Source organism: Acidovorax sp. GW821-FHT10E03, from assembly GCF_059415205.1.
Map to the genome: position 1 here is coordinate 280,967 of NZ_JBWKMU010000007.1, position 22,916 is coordinate 303,882.

Here is a 22,916-nt window from a genome sequence, read left to right on the forward strand (position 1 = left end):
GGCCTGAAAAACTGGCGCGGCCCCAGGCGAGAGACACCAGGCAAGGGCCGCCCCGCAGCGAGTGTGTCGTCCCCCTTCAAGGGGGAAGGCGCCGCAGGCGACTCAGGGGGGGCCCTTACAGTGCCGGGTCGCGCACTTCCCAGCGGATCGCGTCGATCGCCTGCAGCACCTCGGGCGGCAGCTGGGTGCCCCAGGCGTTCAGGTCTTCGTCAAGCTGCGCCACCGACGTGACGCCGATGATCGTGCTGGCCACCTGCCACTTGGTGTAGCAGAACGCCAGCGCCATCTGGGTGGGCGTGAGGCCGTTGTCGCGGGCCAGCTGGTTGTATCGGCGCGCGGCGGCCAGCGCCTCGGGGCGGCCCCAGCGCTGCTTGCGCACGGATTCATACGTGGCGATGCGCGCACCCTGCGGGGCACCCGGGCCGGTGAGGCCGCTGCCGTCGTACTTGCCCGTCAGCAGGCCAAAGCCCAGGGGCGAATACGCCAGCAGCCCGACATTCAAGCGATGGCAGGTTTCATCCAGGCCGTTTTCCCAGGTCCGGTTGATCAGGCAATACGGGTTCTGCACCGTGGCCACGCGCGGCAGGCCGTGCTGCTCGGCCAGGCGCACGAACTCGTGCACGCCATAGGGTGTTTCGTTCGACAGGCCGATGTGGCGCACCTTGCCGGCCTTGACCAGGCCCGCCAGCGCGTCGAGCTGCTCGCGGATGGGGTTCTGCGACGTTTCCCTGGCCGGGTCGTAGTACAGGTTGCCAAAGGCAGGCACGTGGCGCTCGGGCCAGTGGATCTGATAGAGATCGATCACGTCGGTCTGCAGGCGGCGCAGGCTGCCCTCGCACGATGCCACGATGTCGGCGGCGGCCATGCCCTTGCCTTCGCGCACCCAGGGCATCCCGCGCGAAGGACCCGCCACCTTGGTTGCAACCACCAGCTTCTGGCGCGCGCCGGGGTTCCGGGCAAACCAGTTGCCGATGATGGTTTCGGTGGCGCCAAAGGTCTCGGCCCTGGCCGGCACCGAGTACATCTCGGCCGTGTCGATGAAGTTCACGCCACGGTCGAGCGAGCGCGCCAGGATGGCGTGCGAATCGGCTTCACCCACCTGCTCGCCAAAGGTCATGGTGCCCAGACAGATGGGAGTGACCTGCAGATCGCTGGTGCCGAGTTGGATTTTTTGCATGGGAAGAAGGAGTACGGGCAAACGAAGGACTGCGCAGAATAATGGATTTCGCCGTGCTCTGCAGGCCGCCTCGCCATGCCCGAAGGCCCCTGCCCCGCCATCCCGCGCGAACTGGCTGCCGCCCTTGCCGGCGGGGCGATCGGGGGCTCCGACCACAACACGTCCATCGGCAAGGACCGTCCGGGTCCACCCGCAAGTCCACCGCATCGCCGCTGAGCCACCAGCCGCGCAGGCGACACCGAGGGCGGCAGGCATCCGGCCGTCCCATTACCATCCGGGGGCACCCGCAGGCCCTGGGCTTTGCGGGACTTTCCTGCCGCCCCACTTCGCGCCGCCGCCCATGTACACCCCGCTCAAGCCCTCCCGCAGCAGCACGCTGCCCCTGCGCCACCTGAACTACCACGTCCGCCACTGGGGCCCCGAGGACAGCGCGCTGCCCACCCTCGTCCTGCTGCACGGCTGGATGGACGTGAGCGCGTCCTACCAGTTCACGGTGGACGCGCTGCGGCAGGAGCGCCGCATCATCGCGCCCGACTGGCGCGGCTTCGGCCTGACCTCCGCCGCCCAGGCCGACCACTACTTCTTTGCCGACTACCTGGCCGACCTGGACCTGCTGCTGGACCACTGTGCACCCGGCGAAGCCATCGACCTCGTGGGCCACAGCATGGGCGGCAACATCGCCATGATGTACGCGGGCGTGCGGCCCGAGCGCATCCGCCGCCTCGTCAACCTGGAGGGCTTCGGCATGCCCGCCTCGCGGCCCGAGCAGGCGCCCAGGCGCTATGCGCAGTGGATCGACGAGATCAAGCAGCTGCGCAGCGGCGAGCTGGCCCTCAAGACCTACGACAGCCAGGACGGTGTGGCCCGCCGCCTCATGAAGACCAACCCGCGCCTGTCCGAAGACAAGGCCCGGTGGCTGGCCGGCCACTGGGCCCGGCCCAACGCGCAGGGCCAGTGGGAAATCCTGGGCGACCCGGCCCACAAGATCACCAGCGCGCAGCTCTACCGGCTGGACGAGGCGCTCGCGCTGTACGGCCGCATCTCCGCGCCCGTGCTGGCCGTGGAGGCCAGCGACGACAGCCTGGGCCAGTGGTGGAAAGGCAAGTACAGCCTGGAGGAATACCACCAGCGCCTGACCCATGTGCGCGACGTGCGCACCGCCGTCGTGCAGGACGCCGGGCACATGCTGCACCACGACCAGCCCGGGCAGGTGGCACAGCTCATCGAGCAGTTTCTCGCCCCCTCCTGAGCAGCCTTCAAGCAAAAATGGCCTCCAGCGCTTATCCATCAAGCGCTGGCAGCTATCATTTTTGAAAGACCCGGCATCCGATGGCGCCACCACGGGCCAAGGCGGCCCGGGCGGGCGGCCCGCCTGGGGGCTTTGCCGGGGCGCGGTGCCGTCCCATGAGAAAATCGCTGGTTATTCCACAGAACACACAGGACAAGAATCATGGACGCAGAACGCATCAACCTCATCGGCACCACCCTCGGCGACCTGGCCCTGCGCACGCAAGAGTTACGGAGGTATCTTTGACTTCGATGCCAAATTCGAACGCCTGCGCACGGTAAACGCGTCGCTGGAAGACCCTTCGGTCTGGAATGATCCCAAAAAGGCCCAGGAGCTGGGCAAGGAACAGAAGTCGCTGAACTCCGTCGTGCTCACGCTCGACAAGCTCACGCGCGAGCTGGCAGACAACACCGAGCTCTATGAAATGAGCAAGGAAGAAGGCGACGAACCCGGCCTCCTGACCATCGAGGCCGAGACGGCCAAGCTGCGCCCGCTCATCGAAGAGCTGGAGTTCCGCCGCATGTTCAGCAACGAGGCCGACCCGCTCAACTGCTTTGTGGACATCCAGGCCGGCGCCGGCGGCACCGAGGCCTGCGACTGGGCCAGCATGCTGCTGCGCCAGTACCTCAAGTACGCCGAGCGCAAGGGCTTCAAGACCACCGTCGAGGAAGAAACCCCGGGCGACGTGGCGGGCATCAAGAGCGCCACGATCAAGGTCGAGGGCGAATACGCCTACGGCCTGCTGCGCACCGAAACCGGCGTGCACCGACTGGTGCGCAAGAGCCCGTTCGACTCGTCGGGCGGCCGCCACACCAGCTTCGCCAGCCTGTTCGTCTACCCCGAGATCGATGACTCGATCCAGATCGACATCAATCCGGCCGACGTGCGCACCGACACCTACCGCGCCTCCGGCGCGGGTGGGCAGCACATCAACAAGACCGACTCGGCCGTGCGCCTCACGCACATCCCCACCGGGATCGTGGTGCAGTGCCAGGACGGCCGCAGCCAGCACGGCAACCGCGACATCGCGTGGCAGCGACTGCGCTCGCGCCTGTACGACCACGAGATGCGCAAGCGCCAGGAAGAACAGCAAAAGCTCGAGGACACCAAGACCGACGTGGGCTGGGGCCACCAGATCCGCAGCTACGTGCTGGACAACAGCCGCATCAAGGACCTGCGCACCAACGTCGAGATCTCGGCCACGCAGAAGGTGCTGGACGGCGATCTGGACGCGTTCATCGAAGCCAGCCTGAAGCAGGGCGTGTGATGCACGCCGAGGCCATCATCTTCGACATGGACGGCACCATGATCGACTCCATGCCCTGGCACGCCAAGGCCTGGGTCGAATTCACCCGGCGCCGCGGCATGGACATCGACGTGCCCGATCTCATGGCGCGCACCACGGGCCGCAACGGCACCGAGTGCATCCGCGAGTTGCTGGGCCGCGATGTGCCGCAGGATGAGGCCGACGCGCTCACCCGCGAGAAGGAAGACATCTACCGCGAGCTGTTCGGGCCCCGCTTCACCGAAGTGGCGGGCTTTCGCCGCTTTGCCGCGCAGCTCGGCGAACGCGGCCTGAAAGTGGCCGTGGGCACCGCCGGCGATATCCACAACGTGCAGTTCGCGATGACACGCCTGGGCCTGGAGCCCGCGCCCCTGGCCATCGTGCGCGGCGACGAAGGCCTGCCCGGCAAACCCCAGCCCGCGATCTTCCTGGAGGCGGCGCGCCGCATCGGCGCCAGCCCCGCACACTGCATCGTCTTCGAGGATGCGCCTTTCGGCATCGAAGCCGCGCGCCGCGCGGGCATGCGCGCCGTGGCGATCTGCAGCACGCACAGCGCGCAGGAACTGGCCGGACCCCACGTGCTGGCCGCCGTGCGCGACTACACCGAACTCATGAACACCGACTTTCTGGAGAGCCTCCATGTTGCAACTGCATAAAGCCGACGGAAGCGGAGAAGGCGCCGGCCCGGCCGTCGCCATCCGCCGCGAGGACTACACCGCGCCTGCCTACTGGATCGACAGCGTCGAGCTCACGTTCGACCTGGACCCCGCCAAGACCCGCGTGCTCAACCGCATGCTGCTGCGCCGCAACCCCGAGGTGGCCGAGCAGCCGCTCAAGCTCGACGGCGAGGACCTGAACCTGGCGCGCGTGCTGGTCAACGGCCAGGGCACCTCGTTCAAGATGGAGGGCTCGCGCCTGGTGCTGGAGAACCTGCCCACGGGCACGGACGCCTTCGCGCTCGAGATCTTCACCACCTGCTGCCCCGCCAAGAACACGCACCTGATGGGCCTGTACGTGAGCCAGGGCACGTTCTTCACGCAGTGCGAGGCCGAGGGCTTTCGCCGCATCACCTACTTCCTGGACCGCCCGGACGTGATGGCCAGCTACACCGTCACCCTGCGCGCCGACAAGGCCCAGTACCCGGTGCTGCTGTCCAACGGCAACCTGGTGGACAGCGGCGACCTGGAGGACGGCCGCCACTTCGCCAAGTGGGTGGACCCGCACAAGAAGCCCTGCTACCTGTTCGCCCTGGTGGCGGGCAAGCTGGTGGCCCGCGAGCAGAAGATCAAGAGCCGTTCGGGCACCGAGCACCTGCTGCAGGTGTACGTGCGCCCCGGCGACCTGGGCAAGACCGAACACGCCATGAATTCGCTGATGTACAGCGTGGCCTGGGACGAAGCCCGCTTCGGCCTGCCGCTGGACCTGGAGCGCTTCATGATCGTCGCCACCAGCGACTTCAACATGGGCGCCATGGAGAACAAGGGCCTGAACATCTTCAACACGAAGTACGTTCTGGCCAGCGAGGCCACGGCCACCGACACCGACTTCGCCAACATCGAAAGCGTGGTGGGCCACGAATACTTCCACAACTGGACCGGCAACCGCGTGACCTGCCGCGACTGGTTCCAGCTGAGCCTGAAGGAAGGCCTGACCGTCTTTCGCGACCAGGAATTCAGCCAGGACCTGGCGGGCAGCCCCTCGGCCCGCGCCGTCAAGCGCATCGAGGACGTGCGCGTGCTGCGCACCGCCCAGTTCCCCGAGGACGCGGGCCCCATGGCCCACCCGGTGCGCCCCGACAGCTACGTCGAGATCAACAACTTCTACACCGTCACCATCTACGAAAAGGGTGCCGAGGTGGTGCGCATGATGCACACCTTGGTGGGCCGCGACGGCTTCGCCAGGGGCATGAAGCTGTACTTCGAGCGCCACGACGGCCAGGCCGTGACCTGCGACGACTTCGCCCAGGCCATCGCCGATGCCAACCCCGCGAGCGACCTGGCACGCCTGCTGCCCCAGTTCAAGCGCTGGTACAGCCAGGCAGGCACGCCGCGCGTGCGGGCCACGGGCCGCTACGACGCCGCCACGCGCTGCTATGCGCTCACGCTGTCGCAAAGCTGCGCCCCCACGCCCGGCCAGCCCGCCAAGGAACCCTTCGTCATCCCCGTGGAGCTGGGCCTGCTCAGCGACAGCGGCGCCCCCCTGCCCCTTCACCTGGCGGGCGAAGGCGCCGCGCAGGCAGCCTCGCGCGTGGTGGTGCTGACCGAAGCCTCGCAGACGCTGACCTTCACGGACCTGGACAGCGAACCCGTGCCCTCGCTGCTGCGCAACTTCAGCGCGCCCGTGGTGCTGGACATCGACTACACCGATGCCCAGCTGCTCACCTTGCTGGCGCACGATGCCGACGCCTTCAACCGCTGGGAAGCGGGCCAGCGTCTGGCACTGCGCATTGCTATCAATGCAATAGCTGACAGCGCACAACAGACAAGCGCTGGGGGCCATTTTGATCACCAGATCCTGCCGGCCGCGTTTGTGGAAGCGATGCGCGCGGTGCTGCGCAACCCCCTGCTGGATGCAGCCTTCAAGGAACTCGTGCTCACCCTGCCGTCCGAGACCTACATCGCCGAGCAGCTCGATGTGGTGGACCCGCAGCGCATCCACGCCGTGCGCGAAGCCATGCGCGAACAGCTGGCCCTGTCGCTGCAGGCGGACTGGGAGTCGGCCTGGGAGCAGAACCAGGACACCGGCGGCTACAGCCCCGATCCTGTCTCTTCGGGCCGCCGCGCGCTCAGCGGGCTGGCGCTGCACATGCTGTGCATCGCCGCCCAGAAGACGGGCGATGTGGTCTGGCCCGGCAAGGCCTACCAGCGCTTCAAGGTGGCCAGCAACATGACGGACCGCTTCAACGCACTGACCGCCCTGGTGGCCAGCGGCAGTGAACTGGCGGCCCCTGCCCTGGCACGCTTCCATGCGCTGTTCAAGGACGAACCCCTGGTCATCGACAAGTGGTTCGCGCTGCAGGCCGGCGCGCCGGACCGTGGCGGCAACGTGCTGCCCGCCGTGCGCCAGCTCATGCAGCACCCTGACTTCAGCCTGAAGAACCCGAACCGCGCGCGCAGCGTGATCTTCAGCTACTGCAGCGCCAACCCCGGCGCCTTCCACCGCGCAGACGCGGCGGGCTACGTGTTCTGGAGCGACCGCGTGATCGAGCTGGACGCCATCAATCCCCAGGTGGCCGCACGCCTGGCCCGGGCCCTGGACCGCTGGAAGAAACTCGCAGACCCCTGGCGCACCTCCGCGCGCGAAGCCATCGCCCGTGTTGCCGCCAGGCCCGCGCTCTCCAACGACGTGCGCGAGGTCGTGACCCGTGCACTCGCCGAATAAACCACGACCAAGAAAGGACTGACATGGCAAAAAGCATCAGCCTGACCCGCTACCTCGTTGAACAGCAACGTGTGGACGGCCTCATCCCCTCGCAACTGCGCCTGCTGCTGGAAGTGGTGGCCCGCGCCTGCAAGAGCATCAGCCACGCCGTGAACAAGGGCGCGCTGGGCGGCGTGCTGGGCACGGCCAGCAGCGAAAACGTGCAGGGCGAGATCCAGAAGAAGCTCGACATCATCGCCAACGAGGTGCTGATCGAGGCCAACGAATGGGGCGGCCACCTCGCGGCCATGGCCTCGGAGGAAATGGACGGCATCTACCTGGTGCCCAACCGCTATCCGCAAGGCGAATACCTGCTGCTGTTCGACCCCCTGGACGGCTCCAGCAACATCGACGTGAACGTGAGCATCGGGACCATCTTCAGCGTGCTGAAAAAGCCCGATGGCGACCGTGGCGTGGAGGAAGGCGACTTCCTGCAGCCCGGCACCCAGCAAGTGGCTGCGGGGTATTGCATCTATGGCCCGCAGACCACGCTCGTGCTCACCGTGGGCGACGGCGTCGCCATGTTCACGCTCGACCGCGAACAGGGCTCGTTCGTGCTCACCGAGGAGAACGTGCGCATTCCCGAGGACACCAAGGAATTCGCCATCAACATGAGCAACATGCGGCACTGGGACACGCCCGTGAAGCGCTACATCGACGAGTGCCTGCAGGGCAAGGACGGCCCGCGCGGCAAGGACTTCAACATGCGCTGGATCGCCAGCATGGTGGCGGATGTGCACCGCATCCTCACCCGCGGGGGCGTCTTCATGTACCCCTGGGACAAGCGCGAACCCAACAAACCCGGCAAGCTGCGCCTGATGTACGAGGCCAACCCCATGGGCTGGCTGGTGGAGCAGGCCGGCGGCGCCGCCACCAACGGCAAGCAGCGCATCCTGGACATCCAGCCCACCCAGCTGCACGAGCGCGTCAGCGTGATCCTGGGATCAAAAAATGAGGTGGAGCGCGTGACAGCCTACCATTCCACGCTATAATCTGAGGCTTACGCCGGTGTAGCTCAGTCGGTAGAGCAGCTCATTCGTAATGAGAAGGTCGGGTGTTCGATTCATCTCTCCGGCACCAAGTCAGCAAAGAAAGCCCCGCTATTGGATAAATGGCGGGGCTTTCTTTTTTGCGCATGCCGGAAGGGCCTGCTGCCCGGCAGCATCGCCCTTTCTGGCCGCTCAGCGCGCAAAAACACGCAACCCGGCCAGCAAGATCACGGCCAGCGCCAGCACCAGCGTGGCGGTCTGCCAGAAAACGACCGGATTGCGCTCCACCAGCGGTGCCGCCCTGCGGCGCTGGAACCGCAGCCCTGGGGACTGCAGGTCGTGGATGAACTCCGACACCGCCTCCTGGCGCCTGGCCGGATCGGGGTGCAAGGCCTTCTGCAGCACGGCATCCAGCCAATCCGGCAGGTCGGCCCGCAAATAGCGGACCGGCACGTACCGCAGCCGTTTCACGTCACCCGCCGAGCGGATGCGCACCACCTGCAGGCCATACGGCAGCTGCCCGGACAGCATCTGGTAGGTGAGCACCGCCAGCGAGAACAGGTCGGAACGCGCGCTGCCCCCCATGCCCGCAAAATACTCCGGCGCGGTGTACTGCAAGGTGCCGGCAATGGATGAGCCCATGTCCAGGCCGTGCGCTTCCTCGGCCAGGCCAGCGACCAGCGTGGAGCCGAAGTCGATGATCCGGGCGGTTCCCGTGCGGTCAATCATCACGTTCTCCGGCCGCAGGTCCTGGTGCAGCATTTCCTTGCCATGGAAGGCCTGCAGTCCCTTCGCCACTTGCGCCACCAGGCTGCGCACCGCGTCGAGATCCGGGCGGGGATGGTCGATCATCCACTGCGCCAGGGTCTGGCCCTCCACGAATTCCATGGCCACGTAGACATGCTGGCGCGGCCGGTCGCTGGTGTGTGGCCGGAGCACATGGGGGCTATGAATACGCCGCGCCACCCACTCTTCCAGCAGGAAGCTGTTGAGATAGCCGGCGTCATCGCGCAACGCCGTCGATGGAGTCTTCAGCACCACCTGCTGCCCCGTCGCGTCGTCCACCGCGAGGTGCACGTGGCTGCGCGCGCTCGCGTGCAGTTCGCGCACCACGGTGTAGCCTTCGAAACGCATCCTGGGCGACAGCGGCGGCGCGAACGCGAGGCCTTCGCGCAGCGCATGCAGGCGGTGGGCTTCAGGATCGGGCAGCGCATCGATGCGCAGGATCTGCACGGTCATGTCGTCGTCGGCGCCGCGGGCCTGCGCACCCTCCACGATATCTTGCGCGGCCTGATCGAAGTCCCCGGGAAACCGTGCCAGAGCCGCATGCACTGCGGCTGCATCGAAATGCGTGTACGCACCGTCGGTGGCCAGCACGTAGAGGGCCCCCACATCGGCCGGCAGGCAGCAATAGTCGATCTCGACATGGGCACTCGTGCCAAGCGCGCGGCCCAGGAACGATTCGGCCGACGACAGGTGGACACGGTGGTCCTGCGTCAGCTGCTCGAGCGACTGCCCGTGAAGGCGATAGATGCGCGCATCCCCCACATGCAGCACATGGACATCGCGGCCTTTCAGGATCAGCGCGCTGAAGGTGGTCACATAGCCGCGGTCCTTGTCGAAACGCGCGTGGCTGCGCATGGTCTGCGCATGCAGCCACGCATTGGTGGCACTCAGAACGCGCTGGGCCGAGCGGCGCACCGACCAGGCGTCGGAGGTGGCGTAGTAGTCGTCCAGGAAACTGCGCACCGAGGCCGCGCTGGCCTCCTGACTGACCGTGCTGGACCCTATGCCATCGGCCAGGGCGACGACGATCCCCTTGGAGCCGCGCAGCGGCTCGCCGGGCAACATGGCACCATGGAAGTCCTGGTTGACGCCCTTGCGCCCCGCCCGCGAGTGCTGGCCCAGCGTGACGCGCAGCCCGCCCGGATCCGTGCCGTGGCCCATCAGCGGTCCATGGCGCTGCACGCCACCGCCAGCCCATGCAACCGGCGCGGCCCACCCGTCAGCCGCCGCGCGGGGGTCGCCCCGCCGCGCTGGCGGCGTCCCCATGCCCGCAGCGCGCAGCGGCGAGGTCGCTCAGGGAGAAGCTCAGACATGGTGGCGCTTGGGCGCGGTCTTGTAGTGCGTGGAATACAGCGTGGCACCGACGAAGGTCAGGCCTCCGACCAGATTGCCGAGCACCGTGGGAAGCTCGTTCCAGATCAGATAGTCCATCAGCGTGAACTTGCCGCCCAGCATCAGGCCGGTGGGAAACAGGAACATGTTGACGATGGAATGCTCGAAACCCATGTAGAAGAAGATCATGACCGGCATCCACATGCCGATGGCCTTGCCCGAGACCGTGGTGGACATCATCGCGGCGACCACGCCGGTGGAGACCATCCAGTTGCACATCACGGCACGCACGAACAGCGTGAGCATGCCGGCAGCGCCATGGGCGGCATAGCCCACCGTGCGGCCCTCGCCGATGTGGCCGAGCTTCTCGCCGACGGCATTGGGCGCCTCGCTGAAGCCGAAGGTGAAGATGATGGCCATGAACACCGCCACCGTCAGTGCGCCCGCGAAGTTGCCCACGAACACCAGGCCCCAGTTGCGCAGCACGCCTGCCCAGGTGGCACCTGGGCGCTTGTCGAACACCGCCAGCGGTGCGAGCGTGAACACGCCCGTCAGCAGGTCGAAACCCATCAGGTACAGCATGATGAAGCCCACGGGGAACAGCATGGCGCCGACCAGCGGGTTGCCGGTGTTGACCGTGACGGTCACGGCAAACGCGGCCGCCAGCGCCAGGATGGCGCCGGCCATGTAGGAGCGGATCAGCGTGTCGCGGGTGGACATCAGGAGCTTGGATTCACCGGAGTCGACCATCTTGGTCACGAACTCGGCAGGGGCAAGGTAGGCCATTGAATTTCCTTTGGGACGGGAGACTATTGACAGCGTCCCGGACGGCGGGCCGGCGGAACGCGCAAGGAGGAAAAAAGAAAACGGCGTCCGCTGCGCCGTCCTCCAGTCATCTGGAGGAGACGCAAGGGACGCCGTTATCCTTGGATGCGCGATTCCTTTGCCCGCGGAAGACCACGGACGGTGGGTTGGCAAGCCGCCTTTAGCCGACAACCACTTCTCTCCATGCAAGTTCCATACCCCTGATGGAATGGTGCATCGGAGCGTGGCCCGTCCCTCTCTGGCGCATGCGCGGCGACCACTGCAAGAAATGAGCCTCCACTCGGTGCGGCACCGGCACCACAGTGGGTCACCAGTGCCTGCCCGCCCCGTTGCGGGGCACCGCGACGCTATCTATGAGGACTTGGCGCCTGACAGCGCAGACTGCGCAAAGGCGAGATCGGGCAGGGACAGCGTGGCCTCCGCCACCTCGAGCAGCCGGCGGTTCTGGTCCATCGAGGTTTTCTGCAACACGCGGAAGGCGACTTCCTCGTTCATGCCCAGGCGGGCCATCAGCACCCCCTTGGCGCGCTCGATCACCTTGCGTTCGTTCAGCGTGCGGCGCGCCGCCTCCAGCTCGGCCTCCATGCTGGCCATGCGCGCCGACTGGGCCTGCAGCAGTTCCAGCAGCGAAGCCGATTCGGCCCCATGTGTGCCGGCCGCCGCCTCCGGCACGGACGTGGGTGCAACCGCGATGTCGAAGAACCGGTCCACCGCGTGCGTGCGCTGCGGCGGGTTGTCGCGCAGGCCGCGCAGCAGGCCCCTGGAGTCCTGCAGGTCCTGCTGCGCTTCGAGGATGCGAGCCTCGCAGTCCTCGCGCAGACGCTGGACCAGTTCGACCTGCAGTTGCCACAGCGCGTTGATGCGCTCCGTGCACACGTCGAACCAGGCGTCGCTCAGGTTGCTGTCCAGGGCGGCGCCGGGGCGCACCACGCACAGCGTGCGCCGCAGCCGCTCCAGCTGGGCCATGCCGGGGGCAAGCTGCTGCTGCTCCCAGCGTCCACGCAGGGCCGGATCGGCAAACTCGGAAAACACGCGCAGGCTGCGCTCCTGCGCGTCGATGAGGTGCAGCACCCGCTGCTGGTGCGCGTCGCTGCCCTGGCCGGAGGCATAGAGCAGCGCGCCCATGGCGCGCTCCTGGCCCGCCTCTTCCTGCGCCTGCACCAGGTGCAGCAAAGCCACCAGCTGGCGCGATACGCTGGGCAGCCCCGCGGCATCGGCCACATGGAAGACCAGCTCGATCAGACCCGCGATCAGGTGGCTGAACGCAGCGATCGAGTCGTGTGCGGTCATCGCCTGCTTGTAAATCTGGCTGCGCAGCGCGGGCAGAGAATCAAGCCCCAGGAGGGCCCACGCCATGAGCGACAAGGCCTTGGCCGTCGCGCCCTGTTCGGGTTCCACATGCTGGGCAAATTCCTGGCGCAGTCGCGCCTCCAGTGGCAGCACCTCCTGGATGATCCGGCTGCGCATGTCGGCAAAACGCTGGGCATTGGACGCCAGGTAGGCGCCCGATGCGCCGCGCTCGCGCTGCAGACCTTCTATCAGCTGGCCGATCGTGTCCACCAGAACGGCCCGGCTGGCGAGGTGGCGCACCGCGTCGATCTCCAGCTGGCGCGAGCGCAGCACAAGGGTCGAAACGGTCAGGGACGCGGCCTGGTCGGGCATGCGGGAACTCCAGAAAATCGATACGAGGGAATGCTAACCCCAGAACCTGCCGCGCGCCCGCCAAGCCTCCAGGGGCCTGCGCGGAACGCGATGCAATGCACTTCCGCACAACCCGGCCCGAAGAGTTGCCGGGACACGGCCTCAAGAGACCTCAAGGGCAGGCCCTCAGGCCATTGCAATGCTGACGCGCCCACCCTCGGCGCGCACGCCGTGCGCCCGCACCGAATGCTCGGGCGCCTCCAGGCATTCGCCCGTGCGCAGGTCGAAATGGTTCTTGTACAGCGGCGAGGCGACGACGACGCGCTCGCCCAGGTTGCCGATCAGCCCGCGCGAGAGCACGCTGGCGCCCGACTTCGGGTCCACGTTGTCGATGGCGAAGAACTGGTCGCTGCCGGTGCGGAACACCGCCACATGGCGGTTGGCCACCAGGGCGCAGACGCCGGTGCTGGGCAGGATGTCGTCGACCGCGCAGATGTCGGTCCAGGCAAGGGGGTCGGTACTGTTCATGGGAAGTGCGCTCATGGGAGTTCTCCGTTATTGATTCATTGCGCTACAGGTTGCCCGCAGCGCGCGCAACTGGCGCAGCCGACACCAGTGCCCCACGCAAGGGCCGCCCCGCCGCGAAGGGGGCGTATCCAGCGCATGCGCTGGGGGCGTCCCCCTCCCGGACTCGCACAGCGCATCGAGAGAAGGGTGAAGGCGCGAAGCGACTCAGGGGGTGCTTCATGTCAGGCGGCCTGGCGGATGGGGATGACCTTGGCGCCGCGCTCCTCCGCGCGGGCCGGGCGGATCTGGCCGCGCTCCTCGACGAAGAGCACGTTCTCGTCGGCCTTGTCGCTGTTCACGAACGAGCGGAAGCGCTTGCGCGTCTCGGGGTCGGTCACGGCGGTCTTCCATTCGCACTGGTAGGTATCGACCACGTTCTGCATCTGCGATTCGAGCTCGGCGCACAGGCCCAGGCTGTCCTTTTGCAAGACATCCTTGAGGTAGTCGAGGCCACCTTCGAGGTTCTCGCGCCAGGTGCTGGTGCGCTGCAGCCGGTCGGCCGTGCGCACGTAGAACATCAGCACCCGGTCGATCATGCGCACCAGGTCTTCCTTGGACAGGTCGGACGCGAACAGCTCGGCATGGCGCGGTTTCATGCCGCCGTTGCCGCAGATGTAGAGGTTCCAGCCCTTTTCGGTGGCGATGATGCCGATGTCCTTGCCCTGCGCCTCGGCGCATTCGCGCGTGCAGCCCGAGACGCCGAACTTGATCTTGTGCGGAGCACGCAGGCCCTTGTAGCGGTTCTCCAGCTCCACGGCCAGGCCCACGCTGTCGCCCACGCCATAGCGGCACCAGGTCGAGCCCACGCAGCTTTTGACCGTGCGCAGGGACTTGCCGTAGGCATGGCCGGACTCGAACCCGGCGGTGATCAGCTCCTCCCAGATCAGGGGCAGCTGTTCCAGGCGCGCACCGAACATATCCACCCGCGCACCGCCGGTGACCTTGGTGTACAGGCCGTACTTCTTGGCCACCTGGCCCACGGCGATCAGGCCGTCGGGCGTGACCTCGCCACCGGGCATGCGCGGCACCACCGAGTAGGTGCCGTCCTTCTGGATGTTGCCCAGGTAGTAGTCATTGCTGTCCTGCAGGCCGGCCAGCTCCTTCTTGAGCACGAACTCGTTCCAGCACGAGGCGAATACGCTGGCCGCCACGGGCTTGCAGATGTCGCAGCCCATGCCCTTGCCGTGCTGGGCCAGCAGTTCGCCGAAGCTCCTGATGTTGCCCACGCGCACCAGGTGGTAGATCTCCTGGCGCGAGTACGCGAAGTGCTCGCAGATGTGGTTGTTCACGGCCATGCCGCGGCGCGCCATCTCGGCTTTCATGACCTGGGTGACCAGGGGCACGCAGCCGCCGCAGGTGGCACCGGCCTTGGTGCAGGCCTTCATCTCTGCGATGGTGCAGGCGCCATTGCCCACGGCTTCGCAGATGCCGGCCTTGGTGACGTTGTTGCACGAGCAGATCTGCGCCGTGTCGGGCAGGGCATCCACGCCCAGGCCGGGTTTGGCCTTGCCATCGCTGGACGGGAAGATCAGGAACTCGGGGTCCTCGGGCAGCGTGATGCCGTTCAGGGCCATCTGCAGCAGCGTGCCGTATTCGGTGGCGTCGCCAATCAGCACGGCGCCCAGCAGTTGCTTGCCGTCTTCGCTGATGACGATCTTCTTGTAGACCTGGCGGCGCTCGTCCACATACTGGCAGGTGCGGCTGTGGGGCGTTTTCGCATGGGCGTCGCCGATGCTGGCCACGTCCACGCCCATGAGCTTGAGCTTGGTGCTCATGTCGGCGCCGACGAAGGCGGCGTCGGTCTCGCCTGCGATGTGGCGGGCGGCCACACGGGCCATGTCGTAGCCGGGGGCTACCAGGCCGAAGGTCTGCTCGTTCCACGACGCGCATTCGCCGATGGCGTAGACGTCGTGGTCGCTGGTACGGCAGGCGCTGTCGATGGCCACGCCACCGCGCGGGCCGATGGCCAGCAGGCTCCGGCGCGCCAGTTCGTCGCGCGGGCGGATGCCGGCGGAGAAGACGATCATGTCGGTCTCCAGCCAGGTGCCGTCGGCAAACACCATGCGGTGGCGCGCACGGGCACCATCGGTGATCTCCTGGGTGTTGCGGCCGGTGTGCACCTGCACGCCCAGCTCCTCGATCTTGGCGCGCAGCACGCGGCCGCCGCCCTCGTCCACCTGCACGGCCATGAGGCGCGGGGCGAACTCGACCACATGGGTTTCGAGGCCCATGTCGCGCAGCGCCTTGGCGCATTCCAGACCCAGCAGGCCGCCGCCCACGACCACGCCGGTCTTGGATTTGGCGCCCGAGGCCTGCATGGCCTCCAGGTCTTCGATGGTGCGGTAGACGAAGCAGTGGTCGCGGTCGCGCCCCGGCACCTGGGGCACGAAGGGGTTGGAGCCAGTGGCCAGCACCAGCTTGTCATAGTGCAGCACCTCGCCGTCGACCGTGGTCACGGTGCGAATGCGGCGGTCCACCGAAGCGGCCCGCGCCGCCAGGCGCAGGGTGAAGCCGGTGCGCTCGAAGAAGCCGGGCTCGACCAGGGAGAGTTGCTCGGCCGTGGTGCCGCTGAAGAAGGCGGAGAGGTGCACCCGGTCGTAGGCGGGGCGTGGCTCCTCGCACAGCACGGTGACCTCGACGCCGGTCATGCCGGTCTCGGCCAGGCTTTCGAGGAACTTGTGGCCGACCATGCCGTGGCCAATGAGAACGATTTTCATGCTAGTGATCCTGCAATGGACCGGGCCGCCCGGAGGGCAAGTGCAGGGATGCTGTGCATCGGCAGCCCCGAGGGAGGCAACCAGTGCACCTCACCCTCCGCAACGGCACGGGTGTGGATTGGAACGACCCCACGAGAGGCTCATAGCCTCGCTCGTCCGGGGGTTCCGCCATCATTAGCGGAGGGTGTTGGTCGGTCCGACGGCAGCTTCACCGGCAGACATGCAACGGTAGATCGCAATATCCATGCCGCCCTTTCAGCCCCTGCGGCCACATAGCGCTCGCCAGGAGCGGGCAAGCGGGTTGGCATCAGCGACCCGGCCGGCACGGAGTCGCATCAATGCGGTGCAAACCATCACCAAATCAGGGCATCGCCTCAGGTTGGGACAAATTGCCGCAGGCAGACCTCGTCGGAATGCCCCAGGGACAGCCAGGAGTTCTGGTACCTGGAACGCGTGCCGTGTGCTGGTTTGTTGCCATTCTTTCTTTTTCAAACGTGCCCGCCTCATGCAGACTGAGACGATGCAGTCCGGCCGGTCAGGACACCTGTTCAGTGCTCCTGAAAGGATGGCCAGCCAGGGCAGGAATCCCAGAGCTTTTTTCCTATATGAGGACTACCAACATGAGCGTGGAACGCAGAGGCAGCGCGGACAGGCGCAGCGGAAAGGACCGCCGGCAAGTGGAAAAAGGGCCGCCCACCAACTATGAACGCAGGCGCACGGTCGAAGCGCGGCAACCCGAGCTGACGGAACTGCACCTGAGCGAAGAAGAACTCAAGGCACTGGGATTCGCGCAGGACCAGCCAGCACTCCAAAAACCAACCTGATCGCTGCGACCTGGCAGCAGCCACGTTTTCAATGCTGTTTCGTGCGCGGCAGGGTATCCGTCGCAAGCACCGCCCAGGCAGGCGGCCGGACTCGCCCGCCCTCTCTTCTTGCACCGCGCGTTGGCACGTCACGCCGTGGCGAGCGCGAGCCGCAGAATCAGTTTTGCATCGCCTTGTTTTTTATTCGCCGTGCAGCGTGAGCAGGCGGTGCGCGACCATGTCCAGCGCGGGCCGCGTGTTTCCCTGCTTGTCCGTCCAGACTCTTGGCGTGATGCTTCCCGCCAGCGCCACAGAGTCTCCATCGCGCAGGGCGTGCATGGAGGCGCAGACCCCTGCCTCAAATGCAATCACGTTGACGAACAGCGTCTCGCCATCCGCCGTGCTTGCTCGCACCTTGGAGACGGTAAAAGGCTTCCCGGCCTTGTCAGTACGCCGCTCGGCCTCGCCATACAGCCTGCCGGCCACCAGTCCATCGATCATGAGAGTCCTTTGCGGGGCGAGCCGCTACTTTGGTTTTGGCGGGGGCAACCGCAACACGGGCTGACCACATGTCAGCACTACCTCGACAGGGAGCCTGCTGATCAGCGGGGGCTCGGTATCGCCACCATGCCTGCACAGCACGCAGCAGCAAGCCGCCTTTCATTTCACCCCAGGCCGTGTTGCATGTTTTTCCGCGACCAAGCAAAAAAGCCCAGAACCTTTCGGTTCTGGGCTTTTGCTAACAATGGTCGGCGTGGCGGGATTCGAACTCGCGACCCCTTGCACCCCATGCAAGTGCGCTACCAGGCTGCGCTACACGCCGACAAGACTTAGATTATATGCAGAAAAAAGGTCAACCCAGAGAAAGTAGCGCCCGAATTTCAAATAATTCTTTGCGCACCGCATTGGAGTCCAGCGTGATGCCCATCGCATCGATGGAAAGATCGCGTGCACTGTCCACCAGCATGCTGGGCATCTCGGAATCAAACCCGTTCATCGCGCCGTCGGCCCCTGCCTCATCACGGGCGGGATGCGCAAGCTCCTGCAGGCGATTGCGCGCGCCACTGATGGTGAACCCCTGGTCATACAGCAGGTCCCGGATGCGGCGGATCATGAGCACTTCATGATGCTGGTAGTAGCGCCGGTTGCCACGCCGCTTCATGGGGCGCAGTTGAGTGAACTCCTGCTCCCAGTAACGCAATACATGGGGCTTGACGCCACAAAGCTCCGCGACCTCACCAATCGTGAAGTAGCGCTTGGCGGGGATCGAAGGAAGGGGGGTGCCCATGGGTGGTGGATTCAAACCGGTCAGCCAGCTAGCGTACTGCAGACGCGCACAGACCGCCAGTCATCGGCAACATTCTGGTCACAAAAACGGCACAAATTCACGATCCGGCAGCCGTCTGGATCTGTTCCTTGAGTTTGCTGCTGGCGTGAAACGTCACCACGCGGCGTGCCTTGATCGGAATGGCCTCGCCCGTGCGCGGGTTGCGCCCGGGCCGCGGTGCCTTGGTGCGAATCTGGAAGTTGCCGAAACCCGACAACTTCACATCCTTGCCCTCCACCAGGCTCTGCGAGATCAGGTCGAAGAATGCGTCGATCATGTCCTTGGACTCGCGCTTGTTCAAGCCAATCTGGTCAAACAGCAGATCGGCCAGTTGTGCCTTGGTCAGCGCTGGCGTTTCCAGGCTTTCGACGGCGAATTCGATCATGGCGTCAGCTCCCTTGAACATCATCAGACACGCAGCCGTGCGCCCATGCGCTGGGCCAATTGCCCCACCACCGCTTGAACAGCGGCATCGATCTCGGCCTCGGTGAGCGTCGCCTCGTCGCTGCCCAGAGTCAGGCGCACCGCCAGGCTCTTCTCCCCGGGAGCCAGGCCACCGGCGGGTGCCTCTTCGCCCGCACGCAGCGCCTTGGGCCGGTACACATCGAACAGCACAGCCGAACGCAGCATTGCGCCAGGCACCGCTTGCTGGACCGCCGCCATGACCTCGGCATGGGTGACCCGCTCAGCGACCACCACCGCCAGATCACGTTCGACGGACTGGTGCTTGGCCACGGACTTGAATTGGGGCACTGCACGCTGCAATACGGCATCCAGTTCGAGTTCAAACATCACCGGCGCTTGCGGGAGCTCCCACGATTGGCGCCACTGCGGGTGCAGCTCGCCCACGAAACCCACGGCCTGCCCATTGAGGAGCACCCGCGCGCAACGGCCGGGGTGCATCGCAGGATGGACGGCCGGCTCGAACGTGGCTTGCAGCGGCGCCAGCAAGGCCTCGAGATCGCCCTTCACATCGAAGAAGTCGATCGACTGCTCCTTGCGGCCCCACTGGAGCGCATCGTTGGGTCCATAAGCCAGACCGGCCACGCGCATGGGCTGGTGAAAGCCTTCCACCGTGGTGTCGGTGTTGGCCACGCTGGCATCCCGCAGGAACACACGGCCCAGCTCGAACACGCGCACGCGCTCGGCGCGGCGATCCAGGTTGAACTTGAGCACCTGCAGCAGAGAGCCCAGCAGGCTCGAGCGCATCACGCTCATCTGGCTGGCGATGGGGTTGAGCAGCTTGATGGGCTGCGCGTTGGCCGCCAGCTCCCGCTCCCAGCGCTCTTCCACGAAGCTGAAATTGATGGTTTCCTGGTAACCCAGGCCCGCCAGCGTACGGCGCACGGCAAACGGGCTGCGCGTGGCCTCGGCCGGCAGCTTGGGGGTGATGGGGGCCAGCGGCGGCGTCGTGGGCAGGTTGTTGTAACCCACCATGCGCGCAACCTCTTCGATCAAGTCTTCTTCGATGGTGATGTCGAAGCGGTAGGCCGGTGGCGCCACGGTGAGGGTGCCATCGCCTTCCGTGAACGGCAGGCCCAGGCGCCTGAACACGTCCGCGCACTGCACCTGCGTGAGCGGCATGCCGATGACCTTGGCCGCGCGCGCCACGCGCAGCGTGACGGGCTGGGGCACAGGCAGGTTCACGCGCTGGTCGTCCATCGGGCCGCAGGCCGTCTCGGGCGTGCCGCAGATGTCGATCACCAGCTGGGTGATGCGCTCGATGTGCTCCACCGTCAGCGCAGGGTCCACGCCGCGCTCGAAGCGGTGGCCCGCATCGGTCGAGAAGTTGTAGCGGCGCGAACGCCCGGCCACTGCCTTGGGCCACCAGAAGGCAGCCTCGATGTAGATGTGCTTGGTGTCGTCCGAGACGGCGGTGGCGTCGCCGCCCATGATGCCGGCGAGCGACTCGACCTGCTGGCTGTCGGCGATCACGCCGACCTTTTCGTCGACGGTGATGGTGTTGCCGTTGAGCAGCTTGAGCGACTCGCCCGCCTTGCCCCAGCGCACATCCAGCCCGCCATGGATCTTGTCCAGGTCGAAGATGTGCGAGGGACGGCCCAGCTCGAACATCACGTAGTTGGAGATGTCCACCAGCGGCGACACTCCACGCTGGCCGCAGCGCGCCAGGCGGTCCAGCATCCACTGCGGCGTGGTGGCGCGCGTGTTCACGTTGCGCACCACGCGGCCGCTGAAACGGCCGCACAGGTCAGGGGCACTGATCTTCACGGCCAGGGTGTCCGGGACTTTGGAGGCCACTGCCGGGAAGGCCGGCTGCGAGAGGGGCACGCCGGTCAGCGCGGAGACTTCGCGGGCGATGCCGTACACGCTCAGGCAGTGCGCCAGGTTGGGCGTGAGCTTGAGCGTGAACAGCGTGTCGTCCAGGTTCAGGTGCTCGCGGATGTCCTGGCCCACGGGCGCGGAGGCATCAAGTTCGAGCAGGCCGCCGTGGTCTTCCGACAGCTTGAGCTCGCGCGCCGAGCACAGCATGCCCTGGCTTTCCACACCGCGCAGCTTGCCGACCTTGATCAGGAAGGGCTTGCCGTCGTCGCCCGGCGGCAGCTCGGCGCCCACCAGGGCGCAGGGCACCTTGATGCCCACGCGCGCATTGGGTGCGCCGCACACGATGTTGAGCAGGGCGCCCTGCCCCACGTCCACCTGGCACACGCGCAGGCGGTCGGCATCGGGATGCTGCACGGCTTCCTTGATCTCGCCCACGACGATCTTCGCGAACGGCGGCGCCACGGGGCGCAGCTCCTCCACCTCCAGGCCGGCCATGGTCAGCGTCTCGGCCAGCTCGGCGGTCGAAAGGGGTGGGTTGCAGAACTCACGCAACCAGGATTCAGGGAATTGCATAGTCGAACTCTTGTACGGGGTCGTATACGGAAATTACCCTGCGCGGTCTCTCGGGACACATGCGCCAGGGTGAAAACGGCTGGGCGGACCGCCGGGCTGCCCGAATGGCAGCCGTCCGGCCCTGCTGGTTACTGGAACTGCGACAGAAAACGGATGTCGCCGTCAAAAAACAGGCGCAGGTCGTTCACGCCATAGCGCAGCATGGTCAGGCGGTCGGGGCCCATGCCGAAGGCAAAGCCGATGTATTTTTCGGGGTCCAGACCCATGTTGCGCACCACGTTCGGGTGCACCTGGCCGGAGCCGGCCACTTCGAGCCAGCGGCCGGCGAGCGGGCCGGTCTGGAACTGGATGTCGATCTCGGCGCTGGGCTCGGTGAAGGGGAAGAAGCTCGGGCGAAAGCGCAGCACCAGGTCGTCGCTTTCAAAGAAGGTGCGGCAGAACGCGGTGAAGATGACCTTCAAGTCCTTGAAGCTCACGTTCTCACCAATCCACAGGCCTTCGCACTGGTGGAACATGGGCGAGTGCGTGGCGTCGCTGTCCACACGGTAAGTGCGGCCCGGCGCGATGACGCGGATCTCGGGCATGGGCTGGCCGGCGTCGAGCAGCGCGCGGTGCTTCTTCACATGCTGCACCGCGTGGCGGATCTGCATGGGGCTGGTGTGGGTGCGCAGCAGGTTGGGCGCCTCGGGGGTGCCGCCTTCCACGTAGAAGGTGTCGTGCATGGAACGCGCGGGGTGGTCTTCCGGCGTGTTCAGTGCGGTGAAGTTGAACCAGTCGGTCTCGATCTCGGGGCCCTGGGCCACGTCGAAACCCATGGAGCCGAAGATGCCCTCGATGCGCTCGAGCGTGAGCGACACGGGGTGCAGGCCGCCCTGCCCGCGCTGGCGCCCTGGCAGGCTTACGTCCAGGGCCTCTGCCTTGAGCTGGACCTGCAGTTCCGCATCGGCCAATGCCTGGCGGCGCGCGGTGAGCGCGGCCTCGATGGCCTGCTTGGCGACGTTGATGGCGCCGCCGCGGGACTTCTTCTCATCCACCGACAGCTGCGCCATGCCCTTCATGAGCTCGGTCACGCGACCCGACTTGCCCAGGAACTGCGCCTTGGCATTTTCCAGATCAGCAGGGGTGGCGCTTTGGGCAAACAGTTGCGTCGCGCTCTCGACCAGGGAATCCAACTCGTTCATATCGACTCTTGAAAATGAACAAGGGCTAGCGCCTTTTCAAGCCCTAGCCCTTGCTGTTATTGCGCAAGCAGCTATCAAAAAGATAGCAGCTCATCGTGAACTCAAGCAGCCAGCTTGGCCTTGACTTGCTCCACGATGCTGCCAAAGGCAGCCTTGTCGTGCACTGCGAGGTCGGCCAGCATCTTGCGGTCGATCTCGATGGATGCCTTCTTCAGGCCGTTGGCGAACTGGCTGTAGGTCAGGCCCAGTTCACGGGCAGCGGCGTTGATACGGGCGATCCACAGCTGGCGGAACACGCGCTTCTTGGTGCGGCGGTCACGGTAGGCATATTGCCCAGCCTTCATTACCGCCTGTTTGGCGATGCGGAAGACGTTACCGCGGCGACCACGGAAGCCCTTGGCGAGGGCGAGAACTTTCTTGTGACGGGCACGGGCCGTTACACCACGTTTGACGCGAGGCATGTGAGTACTCCTTGTTCGTCGTTATTAAAGGCCAGCACCGGGCAGCATTTGTGCGATAGAGCCCATGTTGGTCTCATGCACAGCAACTGCACCACGCAGGTGGCGCTTGTTCTTGGTGGTCTTCTTGGTCAAGATGTGACGCTTGAAGGCTTGACCGCGCTTGACGGTGCCACCGGGACGAACGCGGAAACGTTTTTTCGCGCTGCTCTTGGTCTTCATTTTGGGCATGTGAATGCTCCTTTTCGTTGTGCTCGTGAGGCG

At 66.0% G+C, this 22,916-nt stretch carries 19 protein-coding genes and 2 tRNA genes; 7 read left to right on the forward strand and 14 right to left on the reverse strand.

What is annotated here, in order from left to right:
• Positions 1 to 115 precede the first annotated feature (115 nt).
• Positions 116 to 1,177, reverse strand: coding sequence for an aldo/keto reductase (locus AC07OD_RS14685; RefSeq protein WP_494597338.1), 1,062 nt, complete (start codon positions 1,175 to 1,177; stop codon positions 116 to 118).
• A 340-nt stretch (positions 1,178 to 1,517) separates the two neighbouring features.
• Here AC07OD_RS14685 and AC07OD_RS14690 point away from each other — a divergent pair, with 340 nt between their 5' ends.
• The 6 genes from AC07OD_RS14690 (at position 1,518) to AC07OD_RS14715 (ending at position 8,250) form a co-directional block, all read left to right on the forward strand.
• Positions 1,518 to 2,426: an alpha/beta fold hydrolase gene (locus tag AC07OD_RS14690; RefSeq protein WP_494597339.1), complete on the forward strand. Its 909-nt coding sequence runs from the start codon at positions 1,518 to 1,520 to the stop codon at positions 2,424 to 2,426.
• 201 nt (positions 2,427 to 2,627) lie between these two features.
• Positions 2,628 to 3,732 (forward strand): peptide chain release factor 2 gene (gene prfB / locus AC07OD_RS14695; RefSeq protein ID WP_218297528.1). Its coding sequence is split into 2 segments (ribosomal slippage): positions 2,628 to 2,708 and positions 2,710 to 3,732, totalling 1,104 coding nucleotides; the frame shifts between segments, so codons are not numbered across the junction.
• Entirely contained in the window at positions 3,732 to 4,406 is a 675-nt protein-coding gene (locus AC07OD_RS14700) for an HAD family hydrolase (RefSeq protein ID WP_218297529.1), read from the forward strand. The genes prfB and AC07OD_RS14700 overlap by 1 nt, the downstream gene beginning before the upstream one ends.
• A complete protein-coding gene (pepN, locus tag AC07OD_RS14705; protein WP_494597340.1) occupies positions 4,390 to 7,131 on the forward strand; it encodes an aminopeptidase N in 2,742 nt (913 codons plus the stop codon). Before AC07OD_RS14700 ends, pepN begins: the two co-directional genes overlap by 17 nt.
• A gap of 23 nt (positions 7,132 to 7,154) precedes the next feature.
• Complete coding sequence (locus AC07OD_RS14710) at positions 7,155 to 8,162, forward strand: class 1 fructose-bisphosphatase (protein ID WP_218297531.1); 1,008 nt, start codon at positions 7,155 to 7,157, stop codon at positions 8,160 to 8,162.
• Positions 8,163 to 8,174: 12 nt separating this feature from the next.
• Positions 8,175 to 8,250: transfer RNA gene (locus AC07OD_RS14715), tRNA-Thr, on the forward strand.
• A gap of 101 nt (positions 8,251 to 8,351) precedes the next feature.
• Here the strand turns inward: AC07OD_RS14715 and AC07OD_RS14720 are convergent.
• The 5 genes from AC07OD_RS14720 to nirB form a co-directional block, all read right to left on the reverse strand.
• Positions 8,352 to 10,106: a bifunctional protein-serine/threonine kinase/phosphatase gene (locus AC07OD_RS14720; RefSeq protein WP_494597341.1), complete on the reverse strand. Its 1,755-nt coding sequence runs from the start codon at positions 10,104 to 10,106 to the stop codon at positions 8,352 to 8,354.
• Positions 10,107 to 10,250: 144 nt separating this feature from the next.
• Entirely contained in the window at positions 10,251 to 11,063 is an 813-nt protein-coding gene (locus AC07OD_RS14725) for a formate/nitrite transporter family protein (protein ID WP_218297533.1), read from the reverse strand.
• 390 nt (positions 11,064 to 11,453) lie between these two features.
• Entirely contained in the window at positions 11,454 to 12,764 is a 1,311-nt protein-coding gene (locus tag AC07OD_RS14730) for a nitrate- and nitrite sensing domain-containing protein (RefSeq protein WP_492255215.1), read from the reverse strand.
• A 165-nt stretch (positions 12,765 to 12,929) separates the two neighbouring features.
• Entirely contained in the window at positions 12,930 to 13,286 is a 357-nt protein-coding gene (nirD, locus tag AC07OD_RS14735; RefSeq protein ID WP_255590835.1) for a nitrite reductase small subunit NirD, read from the reverse strand.
• 206 nt (positions 13,287 to 13,492) lie between these two features.
• Positions 13,493 to 16,027 carry a nitrite reductase large subunit NirB gene (nirB, locus tag AC07OD_RS14740; protein WP_492255214.1) on the reverse strand — a complete coding sequence of 845 codons (2,535 nt, stop codon included), beginning with the start codon at positions 16,025 to 16,027 and terminating at the stop codon, positions 13,493 to 13,495.
• A gap of 620 nt (positions 16,028 to 16,647) precedes the next feature.
• Here nirB and AC07OD_RS14745 point away from each other — a divergent pair.
• Positions 16,648 to 16,851 (forward strand): hypothetical protein, encoded by a 204-nt coding sequence (locus AC07OD_RS14745; RefSeq protein ID WP_494597342.1) that lies wholly within the window; start codon positions 16,648 to 16,650, stop codon positions 16,849 to 16,851.
• A 180-nt stretch (positions 16,852 to 17,031) separates the two neighbouring features.
• Here AC07OD_RS14745 and AC07OD_RS14750 read toward each other — a convergent pair whose 3' ends face one another.
• The 8 genes from AC07OD_RS14750 to rpmI all read right to left on the reverse strand — a co-directional run bounded on the left by AC07OD_RS14750 (position 17,032) and on the right by rpmI (position 22,883).
• Positions 17,032 to 17,331, reverse strand: a complete 300-nt coding sequence (locus AC07OD_RS14750) for a single-stranded DNA-binding protein (protein ID WP_218297538.1) — start codon at positions 17,329 to 17,331, stop codon at positions 17,032 to 17,034.
• Between the two features lie 245 nt (positions 17,332 to 17,576).
• Positions 17,577 to 17,653: transfer RNA gene (locus AC07OD_RS14755), tRNA-Pro, on the reverse strand.
• 30 nt (positions 17,654 to 17,683) lie between these two features.
• Positions 17,684 to 18,118 carry a MerR family transcriptional regulator gene (locus AC07OD_RS14760; RefSeq protein WP_218297539.1) on the reverse strand — a complete coding sequence of 145 codons (435 nt, stop codon included), beginning with the start codon at positions 18,116 to 18,118 and terminating at the stop codon, positions 17,684 to 17,686.
• Positions 18,119 to 18,215: 97 nt separating this feature from the next.
• The gene (locus tag AC07OD_RS14765) at positions 18,216 to 18,542 is read right to left on the reverse strand and encodes an integration host factor subunit alpha (RefSeq protein ID WP_218297540.1); all 327 of its coding nucleotides are present in this window, start codon (positions 18,540 to 18,542) and stop codon (positions 18,216 to 18,218) included.
• A gap of 23 nt (positions 18,543 to 18,565) precedes the next feature.
• On the reverse strand, positions 18,566 to 21,013 hold the full coding sequence (pheT, locus tag AC07OD_RS14770) for a phenylalanine--tRNA ligase subunit beta (protein ID WP_494597343.1): 2,448 nt from the start codon (positions 21,011 to 21,013) through the stop codon (positions 18,566 to 18,568).
• 128 nt (positions 21,014 to 21,141) lie between these two features.
• Complete coding sequence (pheS, locus tag AC07OD_RS14775; RefSeq protein WP_494597344.1) at positions 21,142 to 22,194, reverse strand: phenylalanine--tRNA ligase subunit alpha; 1,053 nt, start codon at positions 22,192 to 22,194, stop codon at positions 21,142 to 21,144.
• Between the two features lie 101 nt (positions 22,195 to 22,295).
• Positions 22,296 to 22,655, reverse strand: a complete 360-nt coding sequence (gene rplT / locus AC07OD_RS14780; RefSeq protein WP_005795139.1) for a 50S ribosomal protein L20 — start codon at positions 22,653 to 22,655, stop codon at positions 22,296 to 22,298.
• 24 nt (positions 22,656 to 22,679) lie between these two features.
• A complete protein-coding gene (gene rpmI / locus AC07OD_RS14785) occupies positions 22,680 to 22,883 on the reverse strand; it encodes a 50S ribosomal protein L35 (RefSeq protein WP_056645539.1) in 204 nt (67 codons plus the stop codon).
• Positions 22,884 to 22,916 lie beyond the last annotated feature (33 nt).

Coding starts and splice junctions, on each gene's coding strand:
- AC07OD_RS14685 (WP_494597338.1), bottom strand. CDS start 1,177: ATGCAAAAAATCCAACTCGGCACCAGCGATCTGCAGGTCACTCCCATC.
- AC07OD_RS14690 (WP_494597339.1), top strand. CDS start 1,518: ATGTACACCCCGCTCAAGCCCTCCCGCAGCAGCACGCTGCCCCTGCGC.
- AC07OD_RS14700 (WP_218297529.1), top strand. CDS start 3,732: ATGCACGCCGAGGCCATCATCTTCGACATGGACGGCACCATGATCGAC.
- pepN (WP_494597340.1), top strand. CDS start 4,390: ATGTTGCAACTGCATAAAGCCGACGGAAGCGGAGAAGGCGCCGGCCCG.
- AC07OD_RS14710 (WP_218297531.1), top strand. CDS start 7,155: ATGGCAAAAAGCATCAGCCTGACCCGCTACCTCGTTGAACAGCAACGT.
- AC07OD_RS14720 (WP_494597341.1), bottom strand. CDS start 10,106: ATGGGCCACGGCACGGATCCGGGCGGGCTGCGCGTCACGCTGGGCCAG.
- AC07OD_RS14725 (WP_218297533.1), bottom strand. CDS start 11,063: ATGGCCTACCTTGCCCCTGCCGAGTTCGTGACCAAGATGGTCGACTCC.
- AC07OD_RS14730 (WP_492255215.1), bottom strand. CDS start 12,764: ATGCCCGACCAGGCCGCGTCCCTGACCGTTTCGACCCTTGTGCTGCGC.
- nirD (WP_255590835.1), bottom strand. CDS start 13,286: ATGAGCGCACTTCCCATGAACAGTACCGACCCCCTTGCCTGGACCGAC.
- nirB (WP_492255214.1), bottom strand. CDS start 16,027: ATGAAAATCGTTCTCATTGGCCACGGCATGGTCGGCCACAAGTTCCTC.
- AC07OD_RS14745 (WP_494597342.1), top strand. CDS start 16,648: ATGAGCGTGGAACGCAGAGGCAGCGCGGACAGGCGCAGCGGAAAGGAC.
- AC07OD_RS14750 (WP_218297538.1), bottom strand. CDS start 17,331: ATGATCGATGGACTGGTGGCCGGCAGGCTGTATGGCGAGGCCGAGCGG.
- AC07OD_RS14760 (WP_218297539.1), bottom strand. CDS start 18,118: ATGGGCACCCCCCTTCCTTCGATCCCCGCCAAGCGCTACTTCACGATT.
- AC07OD_RS14765 (WP_218297540.1), bottom strand. CDS start 18,542: ATGATCGAATTCGCCGTCGAAAGCCTGGAAACGCCAGCGCTGACCAAG.
- pheT (WP_494597343.1), bottom strand. CDS start 21,013: ATGCAATTCCCTGAATCCTGGTTGCGTGAGTTCTGCAACCCACCCCTT.
- pheS (WP_494597344.1), bottom strand. CDS start 22,194: ATGAACGAGTTGGATTCCCTGGTCGAGAGCGCGACGCAACTGTTTGCC.
- rplT (WP_005795139.1), bottom strand. CDS start 22,655: ATGCCTCGCGTCAAACGTGGTGTAACGGCCCGTGCCCGTCACAAGAAA.
- rpmI (WP_056645539.1), bottom strand. CDS start 22,883: ATGCCCAAAATGAAGACCAAGAGCAGCGCGAAAAAACGTTTCCGCGTT.